Here is a 23,172-nt window from a genome sequence, read left to right on the forward strand (position 1 = left end):
CCCCTTTCGGTTTTGTGAAGGATTAGCACGAAAGGCGAACATTTGCCTAGGGGCCTATTCCTCGACCACATCCAGCACCCCCGGCACGGCGCGCAGTGCCTGGCGTGCGGGGGTGGTCAGGGGGGCATCGCTGGCGACCTCGATCTCGATCACCTCGTCGCCTTCGCGGATGCGCAACAGGACTGGGCCGCGCGAGCGGGCGGGGACGGTGATCTCGGTGCGGATCCGCGACAGGGTTTCGGCCAGACGCGGAATCGTATCGGCGCCCTGCATGTCCACCGCCAGGCTGCCCGCGCCCGCATCGGCTACGAACGCCTCCATGTTCTGGACCGAATTCGCCAGCATCTTTACATCGTCGCCCGACGGTTCGACCTTGACCTGCAAGACCACATTCTGCCCCGGTTCCAGCAAGGGGCGGAATGCGGTCAGAAGATCCGAAAACACTGTCACTTCATAGATCCCGGTGGGATCGGACAGGCTGACAAAGGCATAAGCCGTTCCCTTGGCCGACTTGCGCTCCATCCGCGCGGCGACCGTGCCGGCGATAAAGGTGACAAAGGGACCGTTCGCGGCTTCCGCACAGACCTCGGTCAGGGTCTGGACCTTCTTGCGTTTCAGGGCGGGCAGGTAATCGTCCAGCGGATGGCCGGACAGATAGAACCCCACGGCCCGGTGTTCCTCGGCCAGCTTTTCGGTGGGCAGCCAGACGGGGGCGATGGGCGCGCGGGGCGGCGGCAGATCCTCGCCCCCGCCGAACAGCGATGTCTGGCTGGAGGCCGCCTGGTCCTGCACCGCCGCCGACCAGGCGCACAGCGCGTCCAGTCCTTTCAGGATGCGGGCGCGGTTGTCGTCCAGACCGTCGAAGGCCCCGGCGCGGGCCAGCATTTCCAGCGGGCGCTTTCCGACGCGCCTCATGTCCACGCGGCGGGCAAAGTCGTTCAGGTCGCGAAAAGGAGTGTCGCCGCGCGCGCCGTGGATCAGCCGCATCGCCTCGATGCCGACCCCCTTCAGCGCGCCCAGGGCGTAATGGATGCGGCCTTCGCGCACGCTGAAGGTGGGGGCCGACCGGTTCACGCAGGGCGGCACGATCACGATGCCCATGCGGTCGCATTCGCGTTTGTAGATGGCCAGCTTGTCGGTCAGGTGGATGTCGCAGTTCATCACCGCCGCCATGAACTCGACCGGGTGGTTCGCCTTGAGCCAGGCGGTCTGATAGCTGACCACCGCATAGGCCGCCGCGTGGGATTTGTTGAAGCCGTAGTTGGCGAACTTTTCCAGAAGGTCGAAGACCTCGCCCGCCTTCTTGGGGTCCACGCCGTTGGCGACCGCGCCATCGACGAACTTCGGGCGTTCCTTGGCCATCTCGCTGGCGATCTTCTTGCCCATGGCGCGGCGCAGCAGGTCGGCGCCGCCCAGCGAATACCCGGCCATGACCTGGGCGATCTGCATCACCTGTTCCTGATAGACGATGATGCCCTGCGTCTCGGCCAGGATATGATCGATGGAGGGGTGGATGGATTCCAGTTTGCGCAGCCCGTTTTTGACCTCGCAATAGGTCGGGATGTTCTCCATCGGGCCGGGACGGTAAAGGGCCACAAGCGCCACGATATCCTCGATGCATGTGGGGCGCATCCGGCGCAGCGCGTCCATCATGCCCGAGCTTTCGACCTGAAACACCGCGACCGTCCTGGAACTGGCGAACAGGTCATAGGTCGTCTTGTCGTCCAGCGGGATCAGGTTGATCTGGTTCTCCGTTCCCGGCGTCGGGTTATAAAGCACCCGTCCGTCGGCCGCGACGTGCAGCGGTCGCCCCTGTCCGTTTATCAGATCGACCGCGTTCTGGATCACCGTCAGCGTCTTGAGGCCCAGGAAGTCGAACTTGACCAGCCCGGCCGCCTCGACCCATTTCATGTTGAACTGCGTGGCCGGCATGTCGGATGCCGGATCGCGGTACAGCGGCACCAGCCGGTCCAGGGGTCGATCGCCGATCACAACCCCCGCCGCATGGGTGGATGCGTTGCGATACAACCCCTCCAGCTGTTCGGCATAATCCAGCAGGCGTTTCACGACCTCCTCGCGGGCGGCGTCGCGCAGGCGCGGTTCCTCGGCGCGGGCACGCGCGATGCTGACGGGCTTGACGCCCTCCAGCGGGATCATCTTGGACAGGCGGTCCACCTGGCCGAACGGCATCTGCAAGACGCGGCCCACGTCGCGCACGGCGGCCTTGGACAGCAGCGCGCCGAAGGTGATGATCTGGCCCACCTTGTCCTTGCCGTAGCGGTCCTGGACATAGCGGATCACCTCCTCGCGCCGGTCCATGCAAAAGTCGATGTCGAAATCCGGCATGGACACGCGTTCGGGGTTCAAGAACCGTTCGAACAGCAGGTTATAGCGCAGCGGATCCAGATCGGTGATGGTCAGCGCATAGGCCACAAGGCTGCCCGCCCCCGATCCCCGGCCCGGCCCCACCGGGATGTCCTGATCCTTGGCCCATTTGATGAAGTCGGCCACGATCAGGAAATAGCCGGGAAAGCCCATCTGTTCGATGATGCCCAGTTCGAATTCCAGCCGGGCCTTGTATTCCTCGACCGTGACGGCATGAGGGATGATGCCCAGCCGCGCATCCAGTCCGGCGCGGGCCTGGCGGCGCAGTTCGTCCACCTCGTCATCGGCAAAGCGCGGCAGGATCGGCGCGCGCTTCTTGACCGCGAAGGCGCAGCGGCGGGCGATCTCGACGGTGTTTTCCAGCGCCTCGGGCAGGTCGGCGAACAGGACGGCCATTTCCTCGGCTGTCTTGAAGTAATGCTGCGGGGTCAGGCGCCGCCGGGGCTGGGATTGATCGACATAGGCTTTCTCGGCGATGCAGATCAGCGCGTCATGGGCCTCGAACATCGCGGCCTTGGGGAAATAGACATCGTTGGTGGCGACCAACGGCAGCGATCTGGCATAGGCCAGATCGATCAGGCCGGGTTCGGACGCGGCCTCGGCGGGCATCAGGCGGCCATTCTCGGCGGGATGGCGCTGCACTTCGACGTAAAGGCGCGTCGGAAAGGCGGCGGCCAGGCGGTCGGCCAAGGCATCGGCCCTGGCGCGCTGTCCCTGCGCGATCAGCAGGCCCAGCGGCCCGATGGCCCCCCCGGTCAGGCAGATCACTCCTTCGGCATGGGCGCACAACTCGTCCAGCGTGACATGCGGCAACGCGCCGCCGTCGCGCAGATACAGGCACGACGACAGCGCCATCAGATTCAGCCAGCCCGTCTCGTCCTGCGCCAGCAGAACCACCGGTCCTGTGGCGCTGCCAAGGGTTTCGGGGACTTGCACCGTCATCTGGCACCCGACGATGGGCTGCACCCCCTTGTCCATTGCCTTGACGCTGAATTCCAGGGCCGCGAACATCGCGTTGGTGTCCGTCAGCGCGACCGCGGGCATCCCGGCATCCGCCGCAAGGCCGGGCAGTTTGCCCACGGGGATCGCGCCTTCCAGCAGGGAATGCTCGGAATGCGTGCGGAGGTGGATGAATCGGGGGGGTTGCGCGGGCATGCCGGGTTTTTATCGCAATCTGTCGAAACAGCGCAATTGCCCAACCACCCGAATGCGCGCTAAGCAGATAAGGATTTGACCAAGGGGACAAAATTTGACCGACGCGGCAATGTTCCGGGCACAGGGGATCGGCAAATCCTATCCCGGCGTCCGCGCCAACGACGATGTGTCCTTCTGGGTCGCACCGGGCGAAATTCATGCTTTGCTGGGCGAAAACGGGGCGGGCAAATCCACGCTGGTCAAGATGATCTATGGTCTTGTCCGTCCCGATGACGGTCAGATGACGCTGAACGGCCAGCCCCACCAGCCTGCCGATCCCCGCGCCGCAAGGGCGGCGGGGGTGGCGATGGTGTTCCAGCATTTCAGCCTGTTCGACGCGCTGACGGTCGCCGAAAACATCGCCCTGGGGATGGAGAACCCGCCGCCCCGGCGCGAACTGTCGGCCCGGATCGCACAGGTCAGCCGCGACTTCGGCCTGCCGCTGAATCCCGCGCGCCGAATCGTCACCCTGTCGGCCGGCGAACGCCAGCGGGTCGAGATCATCCGCTGCCTGTTGCAGAACCCGCGCCTGCTGATTATGGACGAACCCACCAGCGTCCTGACCCCTCAGGAAGCGGAACTGCTGTTCGCGACCCTGCGCACGCTGGCGGACCGGGGCACGGCGATCCTGTACATCAGCCACAAGCTGGACGAAATCCGCACCCATTGCGACCGCGCCACGATTCTGCGCCACGGCCGCGTCGTGGACAGTTGCGACCCGCGCGCCCATTCCGCCCGCGATCTTGCCGCGATGATGGTCGGCGGCGCGATGCGGCCCATCGACCGCAGCGGCCGCCGCGCGGGCGAGGTTCTGTTGCAGGTGGGCGCCCTATCCCAGCCCGCGCCGTCGGCCGAAGGCACCGCGCTGAAGTCGGTGGCCCTGACGCTCCGCGCGGGCGAGATTCTGGGCATCGGCGGCGTCGCGGGCAACGGTCAGGACGAACTGCTGGCCGCGCTGTCGGGCGAGGCCCGCAGCGCCCCCGGCACGATCCTGCTGGGCGGCGCCGACCTGTCCCGCCTTGGCCCCGAGGCGCGGCGCCGCGCCGGTCTGCTGGCCGCGCCCGAGGATCGGCTGGGCCATGCCGCCGTTCCCGATTTCAGCCTGGCCGAGAACGCCTTGCTGACCGCAGGCGCGCGCAAGGGGCTGGTCCGCAAGGGGCTGATCGACCGCCCCGCCGCCCGCGCCTTTGCCGAAAGCGTCATCCGCGCCTTCGATGTGCGCACGCCGGGACCGGGCACCGCCGCCAGGGCGCTGTCTGGCGGCAACCTGCAAAAATTCGTCATCGGGCGCGAAGTCATACAGGCCCCCCGCGTGCTGGCGGTGAACCAGCCGACCTGGGGTGTCGATGCGGGCGCCGCCGCCGCCGTGCGCCAGTCGCTGCTGGATTTGGCGCGGTCCGGAGCGGGCGTCATTGTCATCTCTCAGGATCTGGACGAACTCTTGGAACTCTCAGACCGCTTCTGCGCCCTGAACGAAGGCCGCCTGTCCGATCCCGTCCCGACCGAAGGCCTGACCCTGGACAGGATCGGCCTGATGCTGGGCGGCGCGCATGGGATGGAGGTCGCGCACCCATGATCCGCTTGGTTCCCCGCACCGAAACCCCCGCCCTGTTGCAGGTCGTCACCCCCGTCCTGGCGGTGCTGGCCACGATGCTGGCGGGCGGGCTGCTGTTCGCCGTCATGGGATATGACCCCGTGGCAGCCATCAAGACGATCTTCTGGGATCCGCTGTTCGGCCCGGCCGCCAGCTATTCCCGCCCGCAACTGCTGGTCAAGGCGGCGCCGCTGATCCTGATCGCATCCGGGCTGGCGGTGGGTTTCCGCGCGGGCATCTGGAACATCGGGGCCGAGGGGCAGTACATCATCGGCGCCATCACCGGCGCCGCCGTGGCGCTGACGGCCTATCCGGCGGCGGGGATGTGGATCTTTCCGGCCATGGTCATCGCGGGTGCTGCGGGCGGCTGGGCCTGGGGCATGATCCCGGCCCTGCTGCGCAACTGGTTCGGCGCGTCCGAGATCCTGGTGTCGCTGATGCTGGTCTATGTCGCGCAGCGCATCGCCGCCTGGATGGCATTCGGCCCGATGAAGAACCCCGAAGGCTTCGGCTTTCCCGGTTCGCGCAACCTGCAACAATATCCCGCCGCCGCGAACCCCGAACTGATCCCCGGCACCGGCGCGCATTGGGGCGTGGTCGCGGCGGTCCTTGCGGTGCTGGCAACATGGTTCCTGATGTCGCGCCACATCCGCGGCTTTCACATCCGCGCCGCGGGCGCCGCGCCGCGCGCCGCGCGCTTTGCCGGCGTGAAGCCTGAAACCCTGGTCGCCTTCTGTCTGGGCCTGTCGGGCGCGCTGGCCGGAATGGCCGGGCTGTTCGAGGTCGCCGGCCCCGCCGGCCAGATCACCGACAAGGTGGGCGTGGGTTACGGCTTCACCGCGATCATCGTGGCCTTCCTGGGCCGCCTGCACCCTGTGGGCATCCTGCTGGCCGGGCTGCTGCTGGCCCTGACCTATATCGGCGGCGAACTGGCGCAGTTGACGATGAACCTGCCCGCCGCGACCGTGCAGGTGTTCCAGGGAATGCTTCTGTTCTTCCTGCTGGGCTTCGATCTGCTGACCCGCTACCGCATCGCCCGGAGGATCACGGCATGATTATCGACCCCATTGCCCTGTTCCTGCTGCTCCTGTCGGCCTCTACCCCCATCCTGTTCGCGGCCCTTGGCGAACTGGTCGTCGAACGCGCGGGCGTCCTGAACCTGGGGGTCGAGGGGATGATGATTACCGGCGCCCTGGCGGGATTCGCCGCCGCCTATCACACGGGCAACCCCTGGCTGGGCTTTGCCGCCGCTGCCCTGGCCGGGGCGCTGATCGCCATGCCCTTTGCCGTGCTGACGCAGTTCCTGCTGTCGAACCAGGTCGCATCGGGTCTGGCGTTGACGCTGTTCGGTCTGGGCATGGCCGCGCTGTTCGGCAAGCCGGTCGAAGGGGTCAAGGCCCCCGCCATGGCATCCGGCCCGCTGGACCTGAACTGGATCGTCTGGCTGGGACTGGGGATGGTGCCCGCGATCTGGTGGTTCCTGAACCGATCCCGCGCCGGGCTGATCCTGCGGGGCATGGGCGAAAATCACGATGCGGCCCATGCCCTGGGTTACGACGTGCGCCGGGTTCGCATCGCGGCCATTGCGTTCGGCGGCGCCATGGCGGGGATCGGCGGGGCATTCATATCCATCGCGACGGTCCTGCAATGGACCGAAGGGATGACGGCGGGCGCGGGCTGGATCGCGCTGGCCATCGTGGTCTTTTCGAACTGGACCGCGCCGGGGGTCATGGCGGGGGCCTGGCTGTTCGGCGGCGTGACGGTGCTGCAACTGCGCCTTCAGGCGGCGGGCGTCCGGGTGCCGGTGCAACTGCTGTCGATGGCGCCTTATCTGGCGACCATCCTTGTGCTGGTGGCCATCTCGGCCCGGCAGAAATTCAGCCGCCGGGCGGGCAGCGCCGCGCCCGGATCGCTGGGCCAGACCTTCCATGCGCTGCGCTGACGCACGCGCCTTTGAGTTCAACAGGAGAGAAAGCAGATGAACCGCAGACAGCTTATCGCCAGCGTCGCCGCCCTGACGACGACCAGCCTTGCCATGCCGGGCTGGGCGCAGGATGGACCCCTCAAGGTGGGCTTCATCTATGTCGGCCCGGTGGGCGACGGCGGCTGGACCTATCAGCACGACCAGGGCCGCCTGGCGGTCGAGGAGGAATTCGGCGACCGCGTCGAAACCACCTTCATCGAAAGCGTCCCCGAAGGCGCCGATGCCGAACGCGCGATCACCCAGCTGGCGCTGGCGGGCAACCAGCTGATCTTCACCACCAGCTTCGGCTTCATGGATCCCACGATCAACGTCGCGGCCAAATTCCCCGATGTCAAATTCGAACACGCGACCGGCTACAAGCGCGCCGACAACGTCGCCACCTATGACGCCCGCTTCTACGAAGGCCGTGCCGTGATCGGCACCATCGCGGGCCGGATGACCAAGTCGAACAAGATCGGCTATATCGGTTCCTTCCCGATCCCCGAGGTGATCCAGGGCATCAACAGTTCCTTCATCCATGCCCGCAAGGTGAACCCCGATGTCGAAATGCGCGTCGTCTGGGCCTATAGCTGGTTCGACCCGGCGAAAGAGGCTGACGCCGCGGCCGCCCTGCTGGCCGAGGGCGTGGACGTGATCCTGCAACACACCGATTCCACCGCCCCCCTGGCCAAGGCGCAGGAAGCGGGCGCCATCGGTTTCGGCCAGGCCAGCGACATGGCGGCCTTTGCCCCCACGCCGCGCGTGTCGTCCATCATCGACAACTGGGCACCTTATTATATCAAGCGCGTAGGCCAGGTTCTGGATGGCACCTGGACGTCCGAGGCCACCTGGGCCGGGATCGGCGACGGCGAGGTCGTGATCGGCGACATCACCGACGCCGTTCCTGCCGAGGTCAAGGCCGAGGCCGAGGCGTTGCGCGACAAGATCGGCGCGGGCGAATACCACCCCTTCACCGGCCCGCTGAACAAGGCCGACGGATCGGTCTGGCTGGCCGAGGGCGAGGTCGCCTCGGACGAGGATCTCTCCAGCATGAACTTCTATGTCGAAGGCATCACGGCGGAAATCCCGCAGTAAGGAAGGGGGCGCCGCCCCCAAATCCTTTCAGGATTTCCCCCCGGGATATTTGGCCCAAGGCAAAGAGGCGGAACGGTTTGTTAACCTTTGCCTGTCATGGTGAGCTTACGGCACAGGCGGGGACGCCGATGACCGTCCAAGGCAAAGCGCCCCGTTTCCTTGTGGAAGCGGGGCGTGATCGTATTGCCTTGGTCGAAATATCCTGCGGGGGGAGGCGCGCGTCAGCGCGGCGGGGGGCGCAAAGCCCCCCCTTTAGCCTATCCCATCCGTTCGCTGACATAGCTGCCGGGCGATGGGGGAAAGACCACCGTCTTGTCGCCGTTCAGGAACACCCGGCCGTGGATGTGGGCATGGATGGCGCGGGCCAGCACCTGCGCTTCGACATCGCGCCCCAGCGACACATAGTCGCCGGTCGATTGCGCATGGGTCACGCGCACCGTATCCTGTTCGATGATCGGGCCTTCGTCCAGATCGGCGGTCACGTAATGGCTGGTCGCGCCGATCAGCTTGACCCCCCGTTCATAGGCCTGCTTGTAGGGATTCGCGCCCTTGAACGACGGCAGGAAGGAATGGTGGATATTGATGATCCGGCCCGACATGGCCTGGCACATCTCGTCCGACAGCACCTGCATGTAACGCGCCAGCACGATCAGTTCGGCGCCAGTGTCGCGGACGATGCGCATCTGTTCGGCCTCGGCCTGGGCCTTGTTCTCGGGCGTGACCTTGATGCAGTAATAGGGCAGATCGTGGTTCACGACGACCTTCTGATAGTCCATGTGATTGGAAATCACCGCCACGATGTCGATGGGCAGCGCGCCGATCCGCCAGCGGTACAGCAGGTCGTTCAGGCAATGCCCGAACCGGCTGACCATGATGACGACCTTCCTCTTGACGGCATCGTCGCTGAACTCGGCCTCCATCCCGAAGCGTTCGGCGATGGGGGCGATGCCGTCCTGCAACCGGTCCAGGGTGGCCGCGCCTTCGGACCGAAAGCGGACGCGCATGAAGAAGCGGCCCGTTTCGGTGTCGTCGAACTGCGCGCTGTCGGTGATGTTGCAGTCCTGGCCCGCAAGAAAGCCGGAAACCGCGGCCACGATCCCGCGGGTCGAGGCGCAGGTGACGCGCAGCGTATAGCTTTTCATGATGTTCCGCTTTCCTGACTGTCCGGGTGACAGCATTTCGGCCGATTGGCGCGGAATGACAATCGCATTTCCGACACCGCCGGGGGGCATTGCGACATCCCCGGCGGCATCGATCATTCAGGCGGCGACCGTTCAGGCGGGGGGCATTCAGGCGGCGGGCATCCGCTGTTCGACCATGCCAGCATACCAGCTGGATCCGGCAGGGATGGCGTCGTCGTTGAAGTTGTAGGCCGGGTGGTGGACCATCGCCGTGTCGCCGTTGCCCACGAAGATATAGGCGCCGGGCCTTTCGTTCAGCATGTAGCTGAAATCCTCTCCGCCCATCATCGGCTGCATCGACAGGTTCACGTCGCCCGCGATGGCGCGCGCCACATCGGCGGCCCAGACCGTCGCTTGGTCGTCGTTCACCGTGACCGGATAGCCGCGATGGTAATCGACCTGGGCAGTCGCGCCCATCGCGGCGGCAAGGTTGGTCGCGACGCGGGTGATGCCTTCCTCCAACTGGTCGCGGACGCCTGCGTCCAGGCTGCGGGCGGTGCCCTTCAGCTTCACGACCTGCGGGATCACGTTGTGCGCGGTCGAATCGGTGGATACGACGCAGACCGATATCACGGCGTTCTTCAGGGGATCGATGTTGCGCGCCACCACCGATTGCAGCGCCACGATGATCTGGGCGGCGGTCAGGGTGGTGTCGATGCATTCGTGCGGCTTGGCCGCGTGGCCGCCCTTGCCCGTCACGATGATGTCGAACTGGTCGGCCGCCGCCATCATCGCGCCGGGCTTGATGGAAAAGCTGCCCACCGGCATTCCGGGCATGTTGTGCATTCCATAGAATTCCTGGATGTTCCAGCGATCGACAAGCCCGTCCTGGACCATCGCGTCGCCGCCGCCGCCGCCTTCCTCGGCGGGCTGGAAGATCACCACGGCGGTGCCGTCGAAGTTGCGCGTTTCGGCCAGGTATTTGGCCGCCCCCAGCAGCATGGCGGTATGGCCGTCATGGCCGCAGGCGTGCATCGTGCCCGGCGTCTTGGAGGCATAGTCCAGCCCGGTCTGTTCGATGATCGGCAGCGCGTCCATGTCGGCGCGCAGGCCCACCACGCGGCCGTTGCTGTCGGTCTTGCCCTTGATGACACCCACCACGCCGGTCCGGCCCACGCCCGTCGTCACCTCGTCGCAGCCGAAATCGCGCAGCAATTCGGCCACGCGGCCCGCGGTGCGGTGGACATCGTACAGAAGTTCGGGATGTTCGTGGAAATCGCGCCGCCAGGCGGTGATTTCGGGCAGAAGTTCGGCAAATCGGTTCTTGACGGGCATGTCGGGTCTCCTTTGCGGAGAGAGTAGGATTGCAGACTCGTCAAGGAAAGGGATTCTTTTGCACGACATGCAGAATCGCCGCAAAAAAGGCCCCGCCGATCAGGGCGGGGCCGATATCATGGCGGTCGGTGGCCTCAGTTGGCCATCATGACCGGTTGGTCATCCGGCAAAGCCGCGTTTTCGTCATAGTCGAAGTCGCGGGCGCGTTCCACATCCTGTTCGGTGACCGTGCTCAGCATCAGCCGTTCGTCCGAAACGGACACATTGGCCATCGGCACCGGTACGACCTTGTCGCCGATATCCATGAACCCGCCCGAACTGAGCAGAAGATACTGCTGCCCGTCCATGTCGATCACGGCCTCGGGATTGCCGAGATCCTGGCCATCGGCCGTTACGACCGACATGCCCATCAGATCGCCGACGGTCATCCCGCCAGCCATGTCGGCGGCGGCCATGCCCTGCGCAGTACCATCCCCCGCCGGGGCATCGGTTGCGGCCTGCTGGCCGGCCCGGCGCTGTTCGCGTTCCTCCGGGGTCTCGATGGTCACTTGCGGCTCGCCCGCGACCTGGATATCGACCGTCGGTTCCTGTGCCATGGTGATCGTCACGTTCGGCTCGGCGCCCGAGAATAAAACTTCGGGATCGGCGCGGGTGATCTCGACCTGCGGCTGCTCGTCCGGGGCGATGAAGCTGACGACGGGCTGCGCCTGGGTCAGTTGAACATCGCCAGAGACCTGCTGCGCTTGGGCCGGGTCCGTTCCGTCCTGCACCGGCTGCGTCTGACCGTCAGCGACCTGGTCGCCCCCGGCCACCCCCAGATCGATGTCCAGTTCGGGATCGGGCTGTGTCACCGTGACCTCGGGTTCGCCCTGAACCACCTCGACCTGCGGATCGGCCGACGCGACCGAAACCTGCGGATCCGCCTGCAACACATAGATGCTGGGGGCGGGCATGGTGACGCGGACATTGATGGTGGGAATCTCGACCGCGATTTCCGGCTGCGCCTGCATCACTTCGATCTGCGCCGCGCCGTCCTGAACGCTGACCTGCGGAGCGGCCGTTCTGACCGTCACTTCCGGCTGGGGCACACGCACATCGACATTGGGTTCGGGAACACGCACCAGGGCTTCGCCGACAATGATGGCCTCCTGCGCGGCCTGGACCGTTTCGGTCGTCACCTCGGCCTCGGCTTCGGCGGTGTCCGTGGCAGCATCTTGCGCGGTTCCGGCTTCGGTCATCAGCAACTGCTGGATCTCGACGCATTCGGCCGCCACATCATTGTTGACCGCCTCGGCCACGCGCATCGGCTCTACACCGGCAATCGATCCGTTCTGATCGGCGATGAACTGTCCCAGTGCCTGACACTCGGCGCTCTTGCCTTGCAGTTCGGCCAGATCGACATTCAGTGTCTGGGCAAAGGCGGGAATGGCAAAGGCAGCCGTCAAGGCGGTGCCTGCCAGAAGGGTCTTGAGGGTTGCGGGAGTTGTCATGGCGAATGGTCTCCTTGCCGAAATGGCCTGCCGCCTGACCAGAAATTTCGTGCGGCATCACACTGGCAAAAAGCCGCCGTTCCGTGCGACGTTCCCCTAACTTTTATTAAGATGTTAATAAGTTTTTGATTTCTTGGCAGGGAATTCCATGTCGGCAGACTGTCGGGGCATAAGATTCATGCCGGATTAGCCGTGCGTCAGAGGATCGACCAGAACCCGATGGCCGGGCGCCACCTCGCGATAGACGGACCGGGGCGACTCATAGCCGACGGGGTGCATGGGCGACGGGATCGGCGTGAAGTTCAGATCCTCGCTGATCTTCTTTTGCCGGGGGTCGGCCACGGGAACGGCGGCCATCAGTTGACGCGTATAGCTGTGCTGCGGGTTTTCGAACACCTGCTGGCGGGTACCCATTTCCACGATCCGGCCCAGATACATCACGCCGACATGGTGGCTGACGCGTTCCACCACGGCCATGTCATGGCTGATGAACAGCATCGAAATTCCCAGATCCGCCTGCAATTCCATCAGCAGGTTCAGAACCTGGGCCTGGACAGACACGTCCAGGGCCGACACGGCCTCGTCGGCGATGATAAGCTTGGGGTTCAGGGCCAGGGCGCGGGCGATGGCGATGCGCTGACGCTGGCCGCCCGACATCTCGTGCGGATAACGGCGCATGAAGCTGCGGGGCAGTTCCACCCGGTCGAACAGCGCGGCGATGCGGTCGCGGCGTTCGGACCGGCTGCCGATGCCGAAATTCTCCAGCGGTTCGGCCACCTGGTCGTACAGCTTCATGTGCGGGTCCAGGCTGGCGAAGGGATCCTGAAAGATCATCTGCATGTCGCGGCGCGCGCGGCGCAGATCGCCCGGCGAAAGGGCGAGGATATCGGTGCCGCCCAGATCGACCGTGCCCGATTCCGGTTCCACCAGCCGCAGGATCGACCGGCCGCAGGTGGATTTGCCGCAGCCGGATTCGCCCACCAGCGACAGGGTTTCGCCGGCGTTGATGGTAAAGCTGACATCCTCGACCGCGTGGACACGGGCCACGGTCCGGCGCAGCAGACCGCCCTTGACCGCAAAGCGGGTGGTCAGGTTCTGGACGGTCAGCAGGGGCCTGGGATCGGCGACGACGATCGGTTCGGGGGCGCCCACCGCCCCGTCGCGCATCAGCCGCATCCGTTCGGGCGCGGCCTTCCCCGTCATCTCGCCCAGGCGGGGAACGGCGGCCAGCAGCATCTTGGTGTAATCCTCGCGCGGATTTTCGAAAACCTCGGCGACCCGGCCCTCCTCGACCTTGTTGCCTCGATACATCACGACCACCCGGTCGGCCATTTGCGCGACCACAGCCATGTCGTGCGTGATGAACAGGACCGCGATCCGCTTTTCGCGCTTGAGCCGGTCGATCAGGGCCAGAATTTCGGCCTGGATGGTCACGTCCAGCGCGGTGGTAGGCTCGTCGCAGATCAGCAGGCGGGGTTCGCAGGCCATGGCGATGGCGATGACGACCCGCTGGCGCATCCCGCCCGAAAGCTCGTGCGGAAACTGGTCCATGCGGCGCTCGGGTTCGGGAATGCGGACCTGGCGCAGGATTTCCAGCGCGCGGGCGCGGGCCTGGGCCTTGGTCATGCCGCGATGGACCACCAGCCCTTCGGTCAGCTGGTCGCCCACCGTGAAGACCGGGTTCAGCGCCGTCATCGGTTCCTGGAAGATCATGCCGATCTGGTTGCCGCGGATGTCGCGCATCACCGGACCCGGCTGCTGGGCGAGGTCGATGGCCTGCCCGTCGCCCGGATCGAACATCAGCCGCCCGCCCGCGATGGTGCCGCCGCCGAATTCGACCAAGCGCATCAAGGACAGCGAGCTGACCGACTTGCCAGACCCGGATTCCCCCACCACGCAGACGCATTCGCCCGGAGCGATGGAAAAGCTGACATCCTTGACGCCCACCACGACGCCATCGCCCGTCTCGAATTCGACCCGAAGTTTTTCAATGGAAACAAGTGGCTTGTCATCCAGCATCGCATGATCCCCGGTGTGGCGTCCTGGCAAGGCTAGCGGCGGCTGTGGGAATGTCAAAGCCGAAAGAACCGATGTGACGTGACGCGATAGGTCTTGCTTTCCAAATGTGCTTGGATTGAAACTAGTGCCGTTCCGCACGATCCACGGGCCAGAACCATGCCCGGAGGAACCGAGGGCAAGACACAAAAAGCCTGCATACAGGCACGATCACGTTCTGGGCCGCGCCTTGCGGTTTCCAACGTCCGACAGGAGAGACCGATGAAGCTGAAGACACTGCTGATGGGCGCGGCCGCCACCCTGGCGATGGCCCCTGCCGCAATGGCCGAACGAGGCAGCGACGGCGCGCTCAACATCATCATGTGGCAGGCGCCCTCCACGATGAACCCCTATCTTTCCGGGGGCACCAAGGAACTGGTGGCCGCCAGCATGGTGCTGGAACCTCTGGCCGGGATGACTCCCGAGGCCGAGATGTTCCCGCGGCTTGCGGCCGAGATTCCGACGCTGGAAAACGGCGGCATCGCCGAGGATCTGAAATCCGTCACCTGGAAGCTGAAGGAAGGGCTGAAATGGTCCGACGGCACGTCCGTCACCTCGGCCGACGTGGTGTTTTCCGGCCAGTACTGCATGGACCCCGAGGGGGGATGTTCGCAGCTGGCCAAGTTCGAAGGCGTCGAGGCGATCGAGGCGGTCGATGATCTGACGATCAAGATCACCTTCGCCGAACCGATGCCCGATCCTTATTCGGCCTTCGTGGGCGCCAACTCTCCGATCCTGCAAAAGGCCCAGTTCGAAGCCTGCCTGGGCGTCAATGCGCCAACCTGTACCGACCAGAACTTCAATCCGATCGGCACCGGGCCGTTCCGGGTGACGCAGTTCCTGACCAACGACGTCATCACCTTCGAGGCGAACCCCGAATACCGCGACGCGGCCAAGCCCGCCTTCGCGACCGCGACCATCAAGGGCGGCGGCGACGCGGCGGCGGCGGCGCGGTCCGTGCTGGAAACCGGCGAATTCGACTATGCCTGGAACACCCAGCTTGCCCCCGACGTGATCGCCGGGATGGAGGCGATGGGCCGTGGCAAGGTCAGCGCGGCCTTTGGCAGCCTGGTGGAACGGATCCACGTCAACCTGACCGACCCGTCGTCGTCTTACCCCGAGGGCGAACGGTCCACCGCCGCCAATCCCCATCCCTTCCTGTCGGATCCGGCGGTGCGCAAGGCCCTGTCCATGGCCATAGACCGCCAGCTTCTGACGGAAATCGGTTATGGCGACGCAGGCCAGCCCACCTGCAACTATGTTCCCGCGCCCGAGGCCTGGGCATCGCCCAACACGGAATGCCTGACCCAGGACATCGCGGGGGCGAACGCGCTGCTGGACGAGGCAGGCTGGACCATGGGCGGCAGCGGCGTTCGCGAAAAGGACGGCGTGCCGTTGAAGATGGTCTTCCAGACCTCGGTCAACGCGGTGCGCCAGGATTTCCAGGCGCTTATCAAGCAATGGTGGTCCGAAATCGGCATCGAGACCGAACTGAAGACGGTTGATGCCTCGGTCTTCTTCGGATCGGATCCCGGATCGCCCGACACGCTGCAAAAGTTCTATGCGGATGTCGAGATGTACGCCGACAACTTCGAAGGCGGCAACCCGGCGCCCTATCTGGCGAAATGGACCTGCGACAAGGCGCCCAGCCCCGAGAACCAGTGGCAGGGCGAAAACATCAGTCGCTATTGCGACGAAGCCTATGACGCGATGATGGTCGAACTGTCGAAGACCGTCGATCCCGCCGAACGCGCCAAGATCGGCCAGAAGCTGAACGAGATGCTGACCAAGGAAAGCAACGCGATCATTCCGCTGGTCTATCGCGGCACGGCGTCGGCCCATTCGAACAGCCTGGGCGGCGTCGACATCAACGCCTGGGATTCGGAACTGTGGAACGTGGCCGACTGGACCCGCGTCGAACAGTGATCCTTGCCGGCCCCGCGAACCGCCGCGGGGCCGGATCCGATCCCGGAACCACGATGCGCCCGACCAGAATTCCCGTCCGGCCGCCCGGACAGTCTGGTCCGGCGGCCACGACCGACGGCGGTGCCGCGCCCTTTGTGCTGTCCGCCGCCATCCTGCCTTTTTGCCGGGCAACAGGCGCCGCGGTCCACCCCGTTCAGGCGGATGGGGTCGCGACAATGCCAGGCGTTTCTGCGATCATGCCGACGGTGTCCGGCCCAACCCCTTAATCAGGACCGACAGCCATGCCCGCCATTGTTCCACGCCGCCTGCCCTGACCGGAGCTTTCGATGCTGACATTCACCATCCGGCGCCTGCTGCTGGCCATTCCGACGCTGCTGTTCATATCCTTCGTGATCTTCATGCTGCTCGAGGCATCGCCCGGCGATCCCCTGGGCGACGTGCCCCTGACCGTCCCGCCCGAGGTCAAGGAACGGATGCGCGAGGCCCTTGGCCTGGGCCAGCCCTGGTATGTGCGCTATGTCTTGTGGCTCAAGCAGTTCTTTTGGGTCGAGCCGCTGTATTGGTTCGACAGCGTCTTCGGCACCCAGTTCAGCGCCGGAATGCAGCGCATCATCAGCTTTCAGTCGCGCAGCCCGGTGTTCGACGTGATCGCGCAGCGCGTGCCGCAGACGCTGACGGTCGTCGGCATGTCCTATCTGGTGGGCGTCCTGATCGCGATCCCGATCGGGATCGTCTCGGCCTACAAGCAGTATTCCTGGTTCGACCAGCTTGGCACCTTCGTGTCGATGATCGGCTTTTCGATGCCGACCTTCTTCACGGGGGTCGTGCTCATCATCATCTTCGGGGTCAAGCTGCAATGGTTCCCGTCCGTCTATGACACCACCTTGCAGGTCCGGGACTGGGACAGCTTTCTGGCGCAGGTGCGGCAGATGGTGATGCCGGTGACGGTGCTGGCGCTATACAACGCGGCCCAGATCAGCCGCTTCATGCGCGCGTCCATGCTGGACAACCTGGGACAGGATTACGTCCGCACCGCCCGCGCCAAGGGCCTGTCGGAAAAGACCGTGGTGCTGAAGCATGTGCTGCGCAATAGCCTGATCCCGGTCATCACCGTGATCGCGCTTGGCCTGCCCGCCGTCTTCGGGGGCGCGATCATCACCGAACAGGTGTTCAAGGTGAACGGGCTGGGCCAGTTGCTGATTACCGCGATCCACGGCAACGACATTCCCATGGTGCTGACGCTGACCTTCATCTTCGCGATCCTGATCGTGCTGTTCACCCTGATTGCCGACATCCTCTACGGCATTCTCGACCCGAGGATCCGTTATGACTGAGACCGAACGCCAGCATCGCCTGTCCGTGGCGGAAACGATCGATGCCTCGGCCGTCCAGGCAGGCGCCACCGCGGCGCTGCCCCCCGACGATCCCCTGCACGCGGGCGGGGAAACGCGCAGCCAATGGCGCGATGTCTGGCGCCAGTTCCGCAGCCACACGGGCGCGATGGTCGCGCTGGTGCTGTTCCTGTCGATCATCCTGTTCGTGACCGTGGGTCCGCTGATCTGGACCATCGATCCGACCTATGTGGACATCCGGGCGCGCAATTCGGGCTTTTCCCTTGCCCACCCATTCGGCACTGACCAGTTGGGGCGCGACATGCTGGCCCGCCTGATGGCGGGGGGCCGCGTGTCCATCGCGGTGGGCCTGACGGCCATGACCATCGCGATCACGCTGGGCAGCCTGGTGGGCGTGGTCTCGGGATATTTCCGCCGGATGGATGCGCCGCTGATGCGGCTGACTGAACTGTTCCTGGCGCTGCCGCTGCTGCCCCTGTTGCTGCTGATGGTCACGCTGTTCCGCGAACCCCTGTCGCAATCCTTCGGCCCGGCCATGGGCACCTTCATCCTGATCGTGTCCGCCATCGGCGCGACCAGCTGGATGCAGGCCGCCCGCATCGTGCGCGGCGACGTGCTGGGCCTGAAGGAACGCGAGTTCATCCTGGCCGCCCGATCCATCGGCACCCCCGCCCGCCGGATGATCCTGCGCCACGTTCTGCCCAACGTGCTGTCGCCGATCATGGTGGCCGCCACGCTTGGCATCGCCACGGCGATCATCACCGAAAGCGCGCTCAGCTTTCTGGGCCTGGGCTTTCCGCCCGATTTCCCGACCTGGGGACGGCTGCTCTATGACGCGGTGGACCAGATGATCCAGTATCCGTCGCGGGTGATCCTGCCGGGGCTGTTCATCTCTCTGACGGTCTTGTGCGTGAACTATATCGGCGACGGCCTGCGCGACGCGATGGATCCGCGGATCCGGGGGCGCTGACGGCGGCTGGAAATGATGCAGACTGCACGCAATCCCTTGGCGGCCTACAATGAGCGTGTGAAGCTGTTCGCGAACTTTCTGAACGCGATCGGGTTGGGCCTGATCGGTTTCGCCGTGCTGCGCCCCTTGACGGAAAGCCTGGGTAACGCGAATCTGTCGGCCCTGTGGTGGGGGATGACCGGACTCGCAATCCACGGGATTTCGCACTATGTTGTGGGCAGGGTCCGCAAGGAGGTAAAGGAATGACGTTCTTCGAGTTCATTGTTCCCGTTCTCGCCGTGGCCGTGGCCGGGGTCGGCATTCTTGCGCTGCGCCGGGAAGAGCGGAAGCTGAACCCTCGCCCGCCTCATCATCCGGCAGAATAACAAGGCGATACGAACAAAGGCGGAACACGGGCTTTCCATGATCCGTCGCCGCGCCTATGTTGGCGGGATGGAGCTTTTGGACGATTCCGACGACATGGGCGATGTGCCGCTGTCCCGCCGCGCGATGGCCGCCCGTCCCGCGCCCTATCTGGACGGGCTGAACCCGGCGCAGCGCGCCGCGGTGGAAACGCTGGATGGGCCGGTCCTGATGCTGGCGGGCGCGGGGACCGGCAAGACGCGCGCGCTGACCACGCGGATCGCGCATCTGCTGATGCTGGGCCAGGCCCGGCCGGGGCAGATCCTGGCCGTGACCTTCACCAACAAGGCCGCGCGGGAAATGCGGGACCGTGTCGCCCGCCTGCTGGGCGATACGGTCGAGGGGATGCCGTGGCTGGGCACGTTCCACAGCATCAGCGTCAAGATCCTGCGCCGCCATGCCGAACTGATCGGCAACGGCGATCTGCACCTGAAGCCCTCCTTCACGATCCTGGACACCGACGACCAGATCCGGCTGATGAAGCAGTTGATCCAGGCCGAAAATCTGGACGAGAAACGCTGGCCCGCGCGCCAGCTGGCCGGGCTGATCGACGGCTGGAAGAACCGCTGCCTGACCCCTGCCCGTCTGCCCAAGGGCGAAGGCACCGCTTTTGACGGCTGGGGCGGGCGGCTGTACGCGGCCTATCAGAACCGGCTGCTGGCGCTGAACGCGGTCGATTTCGGCGATCTGCTGATGCATTGCGTCACGCTGTTCCAGGCGCACCCGGACGTGCTGCGGTCTTGGCAGGATCGGTTCCGCTATATCCTGGTGGACGAATACCAGGACACCAACGTGGCCCAGTACCTGTGGCTGCGGCTGCTGGCGCAGTCGCATCGCAACATCTGCTGCGTGGGTGACGATGACCAGTCGATCTATGGCTGGCGCGGGGCCGAGGTCGGAAACATCCTGCGGTTCGAACACGATTTCCCCGGCGCCCAGGTGGTCCGGCTGGAACAGAACTATCGCTCGACCCCGCAGATCCTGGCCACCGCCTCCGGGCTGATCGCGGCGAACCAGGGCCGCCTGGGCAAGACCTTGTGGACGGATGCCGAGGGCGGCGAAAAGGTCCGCCTTATCGGCCATTGGGACAGCGAGGCCGAGGCCCGCTGGATCGGAGAGGAGATCGAGGCCTTTCACGGCGGCCATCGTGCCGTCATCGGCCGCACCAGCCTGAACGACATCGCCATCCTGGTCCGCGCGTCCCACCAGATGCGCGCGTTCGAGGACCGCTTCATGTCGATCGGTTTGCCCTATCGCGTGATCGGCGGTCCGCGGTTCTATGAACGCGCCGAAATCCGCGACGCGATGGCCTATTTCCGGCTGGTGGTCAGCCCCGCCGACGACCTGGCCTTCGAACGCATCGCCAACACCCCAAAGCGCGGCCTGGGCGAAAAGGGCTTGAAGGCCATTCAGGCCATGGCACGGGCGCGCGGGCTGTCGCTGCTGGACGGCACCGTCGCGGCGCTGACGGCAGGCGATCTGTCGGGCAAGGCGGCGGCCCAGATGCGCCAGTTCACCGCGGCCGTGGGCCGCTGGCACGCCGACGCCCTGGACGACCGGGTCAGCCATGTCGAACTGGCCGAACGGATCCTGGACGAATCCGGCTATACCGCCATGTGGCAGGCCGACAAGACGCCCGACGCGCCCGTCCGTCTGGACAACCTCAAGGAACTGGTCAAGGCGCTGGAGGAATTCGAGAACCTTCAGGGTTTCCTGGAACATGTCGCCCTGGTGATGGACCGCGACGACGGGGACGCCGCCGAACAGGTCAGCATCATGACGCTGCACGCCGCCAAGGGGCTGGAGTTTCCGGTGGTCTTTCTGCCGGGGTGGGAGGACGGGCTGTTCCCCAGCCAGCGCGCCATGGACGAAAGCGGCACCAAGGGGCTGGAGGAGGAACGCCGCCTGGCCTATGTCGGCATCACGCGGGCCGAACGGCTGGCCACGATCAGCTTTGCGGGCAACCGGCGCCTTTACGGGCAATGGCAAAGCAGTATGCCCTCGCGCTTCGTCGATGAACTGCCCGCCGATCATGTCGAGGTTCTGACGCCCCCCGGCCTTTACGGCGGCGGCTACGGCGCGGCCATGGCCTTTGCGGCGGGCGGGCCGGTCAACGCGCTGCACGAACGCGCGGCCAAGGCCGATGTCTACAATTCGCCCGGATGGAAGCGGATGCAGTCGCGCACTACCGAACGCAAGGGTCCGGTCCACCGCACGCCGGTCATCATCGACGCCGAACCCGCCGCGAAATTCACCGTGGGCGACCGCGTGAGCCACGCGAAATTCGGCCAAGGCACGATCATGGGCATCGCCGAGGACACGCTGACCGTCCGGTTCGACACCGGCTTCAAGACCATCAAGGCGGCCTATGTCCAGCCGGTTGGCGGGGACGACGTTCCGTTCTGAAGGTTGGCCGTTCCGACGCGGCTGGCCCCCTGTCCTGCGGGCTGCTAGGCTGGCGCAAACCGCAAACCGGACCGCCCCTTGGCCGCTTTCTTCCGCCTGATCCTGTTCCTGCTGATCGCCGAAACGGTGTTCTATGTGCTGCTGCGGGTCTATCTGCGGTCGCTGCGGACCGAACGGCTGGAGGACCGCTGGAACGAACGCCATCCGGCCATGCCGGGGAACACCCCCGCGCGGCGCGCGTTCGTCCGCAGGTCCATGGCCGGGTTCGACAGGACGCTGCGTTCGCGGCTGTTGCTTCTGGTCTTCGTGCTGCCCAATCTGGCGGTGGCGGGCATCATCTATTGGGTCAATTGGCAGTAAGGCGCGGCAATCATGCATTATCTCAAGGTCGCGGTCGGCGTGCTGTTCGGCATCGCGGTGTTTCTGTTCCTGGACTATGCGCTGCCGTCCAAGAACACGGTGCGCATCACCAACACCTATAACCGCCTGACCTCGGTCACGGCGTCGAACGCCATCTTCTATGCGTCCGACAACACCGGCACGGTCGAAAACGCGCAAGGCCAGCGGGACGTCCGCTTTATCGAGACGGTGCGGCCCAGCGGAAACGTCTTTGTCTATCGGAACGAGGACACGGGCTGGATCTGGCCCCCCTATTTCAAATACGACAGCGCGAATTTGCAGGCCGAGGCGACGAATCTGCAATCGGGCCGCGACAACCCGCAGTGGGTCAGCGTCACGGCCTATGGCTGGCGGATGGCGTTCCTGTCCACCTATCCCAACGCGGTCAGCATCGATACGCTGGCCGGGCCGGACGAACGGCCCCGCAACTGGGCGGCAAGCATCGTTTGCATCGTGCTGCTGATGGTTCTGGCCTTGCTGTGGCGGATGTGGGCGCAGTTTCAGGACCGCGGGCTGCGCGGCTGGCGGAAAAAACCATGACCCGCAACCCCGGCACCGATCTGCGCACCGACGGTTTTGCCGACATCCGCATCAACACCCCCGCCGTCGAACGCCGGGCGGCCACCCTGCCCGCCCGGCGCAGCCTGAAAAAAGATCATCAGGCGGCCTGGCTGCTGAACGCGGTGCGCTGCATCGATCTGACGACGCTGGCGGGCGACGACACGCCCGACCGTGTGGCGCGGCTGTGCGCCAAGGCGCGACAGCCCATCGCCCCCGACCTGCTAGAGGCGATGGGCGTGACCGGCCTGACCACGGGGGCGGTCTGCGTCTATCCGACGATGGTCGCGCCCGCGAAACGCGCGCTCGGCAATTCCGGGATCCCCGTCGCCAGCGTCGCCACGGGCTTTCCGGCGGGTCTGATGCCCCTGAACCTGCGGCTGGCCGAGATTCTTTACGCCGTCGAACATGGCGCGGACGAGATCGACATCGTCATCACCCGCGCCCATGTCCTGCGCGGCGACTGGTCGGCGCTGTATGACGAACTGCGCGCCATGCGCGAGGCCTGCGGAGACGCGCGGATGAAGGCGATCCTGGCCACCGGCGATCTGAAATCGCTGGAGAATGTCGCCCGTGCCAGCCATGTCGCGATGCAGGCCGGGGCGGACTGGATCAAGACCTCGACCGGCAAGGAAGGCGTGAACGCCACCCTGCCTGTGTCGCTGGTGATGTGCCGGGCGATCCGCGATTACCGCGACCGGACCGGCCATGTCGTCGGCTTCAAGCCCGCCGGGGGCCTGCGCACCGCCAAGGACGCGATCAGTTGGCAGGTGCTTATGGCCGAGGAACTGGGCCACGACTGGCTGCGCCCGGATCTGTTCCGCATCGGGGCGTCCAGTCTGCTGGGCGATATCGAGCGCCAGATCAGCCACCATGTCACCGGCCGCTATGCCGGCGCCCACCGCCAAGCCATTGCCTGAGGACCGA

At 65.5% G+C, this 23,172-nt stretch carries 18 protein-coding genes; 13 read left to right on the forward strand and 5 right to left on the reverse strand.

Features of this window, described 5'->3' with window-relative positions; translation table 11 throughout:
* Positions 1 to 54: 54 nt before the first annotated feature.
* Positions 55 to 3,540, reverse strand: a complete 3,486-nt coding sequence (gene dnaE, locus CHB77_RS05735; protein ID WP_089387243.1) for a DNA polymerase III subunit alpha — start codon at positions 3,538 to 3,540, stop codon at positions 55 to 57.
* 109 nt (positions 3,541 to 3,649) lie between these two features.
* On the opposite strand from dnaE, the gene CHB77_RS05740 reads away from it, so the two are divergent.
* Genes CHB77_RS05740 through CHB77_RS05755 form a run of 4 tightly spaced genes read left to right on the forward strand, consistent with a single transcriptional unit; the run spans position 3,650 to position 8,231 of the window.
* A complete protein-coding gene (locus CHB77_RS05740) occupies positions 3,650 to 5,155 on the forward strand; it encodes an ABC transporter ATP-binding protein (protein ID WP_089387244.1) in 1,506 nt (501 codons plus the stop codon).
* Complete coding sequence (locus CHB77_RS05745; protein ID WP_089387245.1) at positions 5,152 to 6,228, forward strand: ABC transporter permease; 1,077 nt, start codon at positions 5,152 to 5,154, stop codon at positions 6,226 to 6,228. Before CHB77_RS05740 ends, CHB77_RS05745 begins: the two co-directional genes overlap by 4 nt.
* Complete coding sequence (locus CHB77_RS05750; protein WP_089387246.1) at positions 6,225 to 7,115, forward strand: ABC transporter permease; 891 nt, start codon at positions 6,225 to 6,227, stop codon at positions 7,113 to 7,115. The genes CHB77_RS05745 and CHB77_RS05750 overlap by 4 nt, the downstream gene beginning before the upstream one ends.
* Before the next feature lie 36 nt (positions 7,116 to 7,151).
* The gene (locus CHB77_RS05755) at positions 7,152 to 8,231 is read left to right on the forward strand and encodes a BMP family ABC transporter substrate-binding protein (protein ID WP_089387247.1); all 1,080 of its coding nucleotides are present in this window, start codon (positions 7,152 to 7,154) and stop codon (positions 8,229 to 8,231) included.
* A gap of 257 nt (positions 8,232 to 8,488) precedes the next feature.
* Here the strand turns inward: CHB77_RS05755 and purU are convergent, their stop codons facing one another.
* From purU to CHB77_RS05775, 4 genes are all read right to left on the reverse strand, one after another.
* Positions 8,489 to 9,373, reverse strand: a complete 885-nt coding sequence (purU, locus tag CHB77_RS05760) for a formyltetrahydrofolate deformylase (protein ID WP_089387582.1) — start codon at positions 9,371 to 9,373, stop codon at positions 8,489 to 8,491.
* Between the two features lie 147 nt (positions 9,374 to 9,520).
* The gene (locus tag CHB77_RS05765) at positions 9,521 to 10,687 is read right to left on the reverse strand and encodes a M20 aminoacylase family protein (RefSeq protein ID WP_089387248.1); all 1,167 of its coding nucleotides are present in this window, start codon (positions 10,685 to 10,687) and stop codon (positions 9,521 to 9,523) included.
* Between the two features lie 134 nt (positions 10,688 to 10,821).
* Positions 10,822 to 12,177, reverse strand: a complete 1,356-nt coding sequence (locus tag CHB77_RS05770) for a PRC-barrel domain-containing protein (RefSeq protein ID WP_089387249.1) — start codon at positions 12,175 to 12,177, stop codon at positions 10,822 to 10,824.
* A 186-nt stretch (positions 12,178 to 12,363) separates the two neighbouring features.
* On the reverse strand, positions 12,364 to 14,196 hold the full coding sequence (locus CHB77_RS05775; protein ID WP_176430309.1) for an ABC transporter ATP-binding protein: 1,833 nt from the start codon (positions 14,194 to 14,196) through the stop codon (positions 12,364 to 12,366).
* 258 nt (positions 14,197 to 14,454) lie between these two features.
* On the opposite strand from CHB77_RS05775, the gene CHB77_RS05780 reads away from it, so the two are divergent.
* The 9 genes from CHB77_RS05780 (at position 14,455) to deoC (ending at position 23,165) form a co-directional block, all read left to right on the forward strand.
* Positions 14,455 to 16,158, forward strand: coding sequence for a peptide ABC transporter substrate-binding protein (locus CHB77_RS05780; protein WP_089387250.1), 1,704 nt, complete (start codon positions 14,455 to 14,457; stop codon positions 16,156 to 16,158).
* A gap of 326 nt (positions 16,159 to 16,484) precedes the next feature.
* On the forward strand, positions 16,485 to 17,492 hold the full coding sequence (locus CHB77_RS05785) for an ABC transporter permease (protein WP_089387251.1): 1,008 nt from the start codon (positions 16,485 to 16,487) through the stop codon (positions 17,490 to 17,492).
* The gene (locus CHB77_RS05790; RefSeq protein WP_089387252.1) at positions 17,485 to 18,480 is read left to right on the forward strand and encodes an ABC transporter permease; all 996 of its coding nucleotides are present in this window, start codon (positions 17,485 to 17,487) and stop codon (positions 18,478 to 18,480) included. Before CHB77_RS05785 ends, CHB77_RS05790 begins: the two co-directional genes overlap by 8 nt.
* A 12-nt stretch (positions 18,481 to 18,492) precedes the next feature.
* The gene (locus CHB77_RS05795) at positions 18,493 to 18,726 is read left to right on the forward strand and encodes a hypothetical protein (protein WP_242626544.1); all 234 of its coding nucleotides are present in this window, start codon (positions 18,493 to 18,495) and stop codon (positions 18,724 to 18,726) included.
* Positions 18,723 to 18,845 carry a hypothetical protein gene (locus CHB77_RS18765; RefSeq protein ID WP_278185009.1) on the forward strand — a complete coding sequence of 41 codons (123 nt, stop codon included), beginning with the start codon at positions 18,723 to 18,725 and terminating at the stop codon, positions 18,843 to 18,845. The genes CHB77_RS05795 and CHB77_RS18765 overlap by 4 nt, the downstream gene beginning before the upstream one ends.
* Positions 18,846 to 18,912: 67 nt before the next feature.
* A complete protein-coding gene (locus CHB77_RS05800; RefSeq protein ID WP_165456222.1) occupies positions 18,913 to 21,288 on the forward strand; it encodes an ATP-dependent helicase in 2,376 nt (791 codons plus the stop codon).
* 78 nt (positions 21,289 to 21,366) lie between these two features.
* The gene (locus CHB77_RS05805; RefSeq protein ID WP_089387253.1) at positions 21,367 to 21,648 is read left to right on the forward strand and encodes a hypothetical protein; all 282 of its coding nucleotides are present in this window, start codon (positions 21,367 to 21,369) and stop codon (positions 21,646 to 21,648) included.
* Between the two features lie 12 nt (positions 21,649 to 21,660).
* Complete coding sequence (locus CHB77_RS05810; protein WP_089387254.1) at positions 21,661 to 22,227, forward strand: DUF1523 family protein; 567 nt, start codon at positions 21,661 to 21,663, stop codon at positions 22,225 to 22,227.
* Complete coding sequence (gene deoC / locus CHB77_RS05815) at positions 22,224 to 23,165, forward strand: deoxyribose-phosphate aldolase (RefSeq protein ID WP_089387255.1); 942 nt, start codon at positions 22,224 to 22,226, stop codon at positions 23,163 to 23,165. The genes CHB77_RS05810 and deoC overlap by 4 nt, the downstream gene beginning before the upstream one ends.
* Positions 23,166 to 23,172 lie beyond the last annotated feature (7 nt).

Source organism: Paracoccus sediminis, assembly GCF_900188295.1.
GTDB classification, from domain to species: Bacteria; Pseudomonadota; Alphaproteobacteria; order Rhodobacterales; family Rhodobacteraceae; genus Paracoccus; species Paracoccus sediminis.

Excerpts from the sequence above, each read along its gene's own strand:
- CHB77_RS05750 (WP_089387246.1), top strand. The coding sequence starts at position 6,225 with ATGATTATCGACCCCATTGCCCTGTTCCTGCTGCTCCTGTCGGCCTCT.
- CHB77_RS05745 (WP_089387245.1), top strand. The coding sequence starts at position 5,152 with ATGATCCGCTTGGTTCCCCGCACCGAAACCCCCGCCCTGTTGCAGGTC.
- CHB77_RS18765 (WP_278185009.1), top strand. The coding sequence starts at position 18,723 with ATGACGTTCTTCGAGTTCATTGTTCCCGTTCTCGCCGTGGCCGTGGCC.
- CHB77_RS05800 (WP_165456222.1), top strand. The coding sequence starts at position 18,913 with ATGGAGCTTTTGGACGATTCCGACGACATGGGCGATGTGCCGCTGTCC.
- CHB77_RS05810 (WP_089387254.1), top strand. The coding sequence starts at position 21,661 with ATGCATTATCTCAAGGTCGCGGTCGGCGTGCTGTTCGGCATCGCGGTG.
- CHB77_RS05785 (WP_089387251.1), top strand. The coding sequence starts at position 16,485 with ATGCTGACATTCACCATCCGGCGCCTGCTGCTGGCCATTCCGACGCTG.
- CHB77_RS05770 (WP_089387249.1), bottom strand. The coding sequence starts at position 12,177 with ATGACAACTCCCGCAACCCTCAAGACCCTTCTGGCAGGCACCGCCTTG.
- purU (WP_089387582.1), bottom strand. The coding sequence starts at position 9,373 with ATGAAAAGCTATACGCTGCGCGTCACCTGCGCCTCGACCCGCGGGATC.
- CHB77_RS05755 (WP_089387247.1), top strand. The coding sequence starts at position 7,152 with ATGAACCGCAGACAGCTTATCGCCAGCGTCGCCGCCCTGACGACGACC.
- CHB77_RS05775 (WP_176430309.1), bottom strand. The coding sequence starts at position 14,196 with ATGCTGGATGACAAGCCACTTGTTTCCATTGAAAAACTTCGGGTCGAA.
- dnaE (WP_089387243.1), bottom strand. The coding sequence starts at position 3,540 with ATGCCCGCGCAACCCCCCCGATTCATCCACCTCCGCACGCATTCCGAG.
- deoC (WP_089387255.1), top strand. The coding sequence starts at position 22,224 with ATGACCCGCAACCCCGGCACCGATCTGCGCACCGACGGTTTTGCCGAC.
- CHB77_RS05780 (WP_089387250.1), top strand. The coding sequence starts at position 14,455 with ATGAAGCTGAAGACACTGCTGATGGGCGCGGCCGCCACCCTGGCGATG.
- CHB77_RS05790 (WP_089387252.1), top strand. The coding sequence starts at position 17,485 with ATGACTGAGACCGAACGCCAGCATCGCCTGTCCGTGGCGGAAACGATC.
- CHB77_RS05795 (WP_242626544.1), top strand. The coding sequence starts at position 18,493 with ATGATGCAGACTGCACGCAATCCCTTGGCGGCCTACAATGAGCGTGTG.
- CHB77_RS05740 (WP_089387244.1), top strand. The coding sequence starts at position 3,650 with ATGTTCCGGGCACAGGGGATCGGCAAATCCTATCCCGGCGTCCGCGCC.
- CHB77_RS05765 (WP_089387248.1), bottom strand. The coding sequence starts at position 10,687 with ATGCCCGTCAAGAACCGATTTGCCGAACTTCTGCCCGAAATCACCGCC.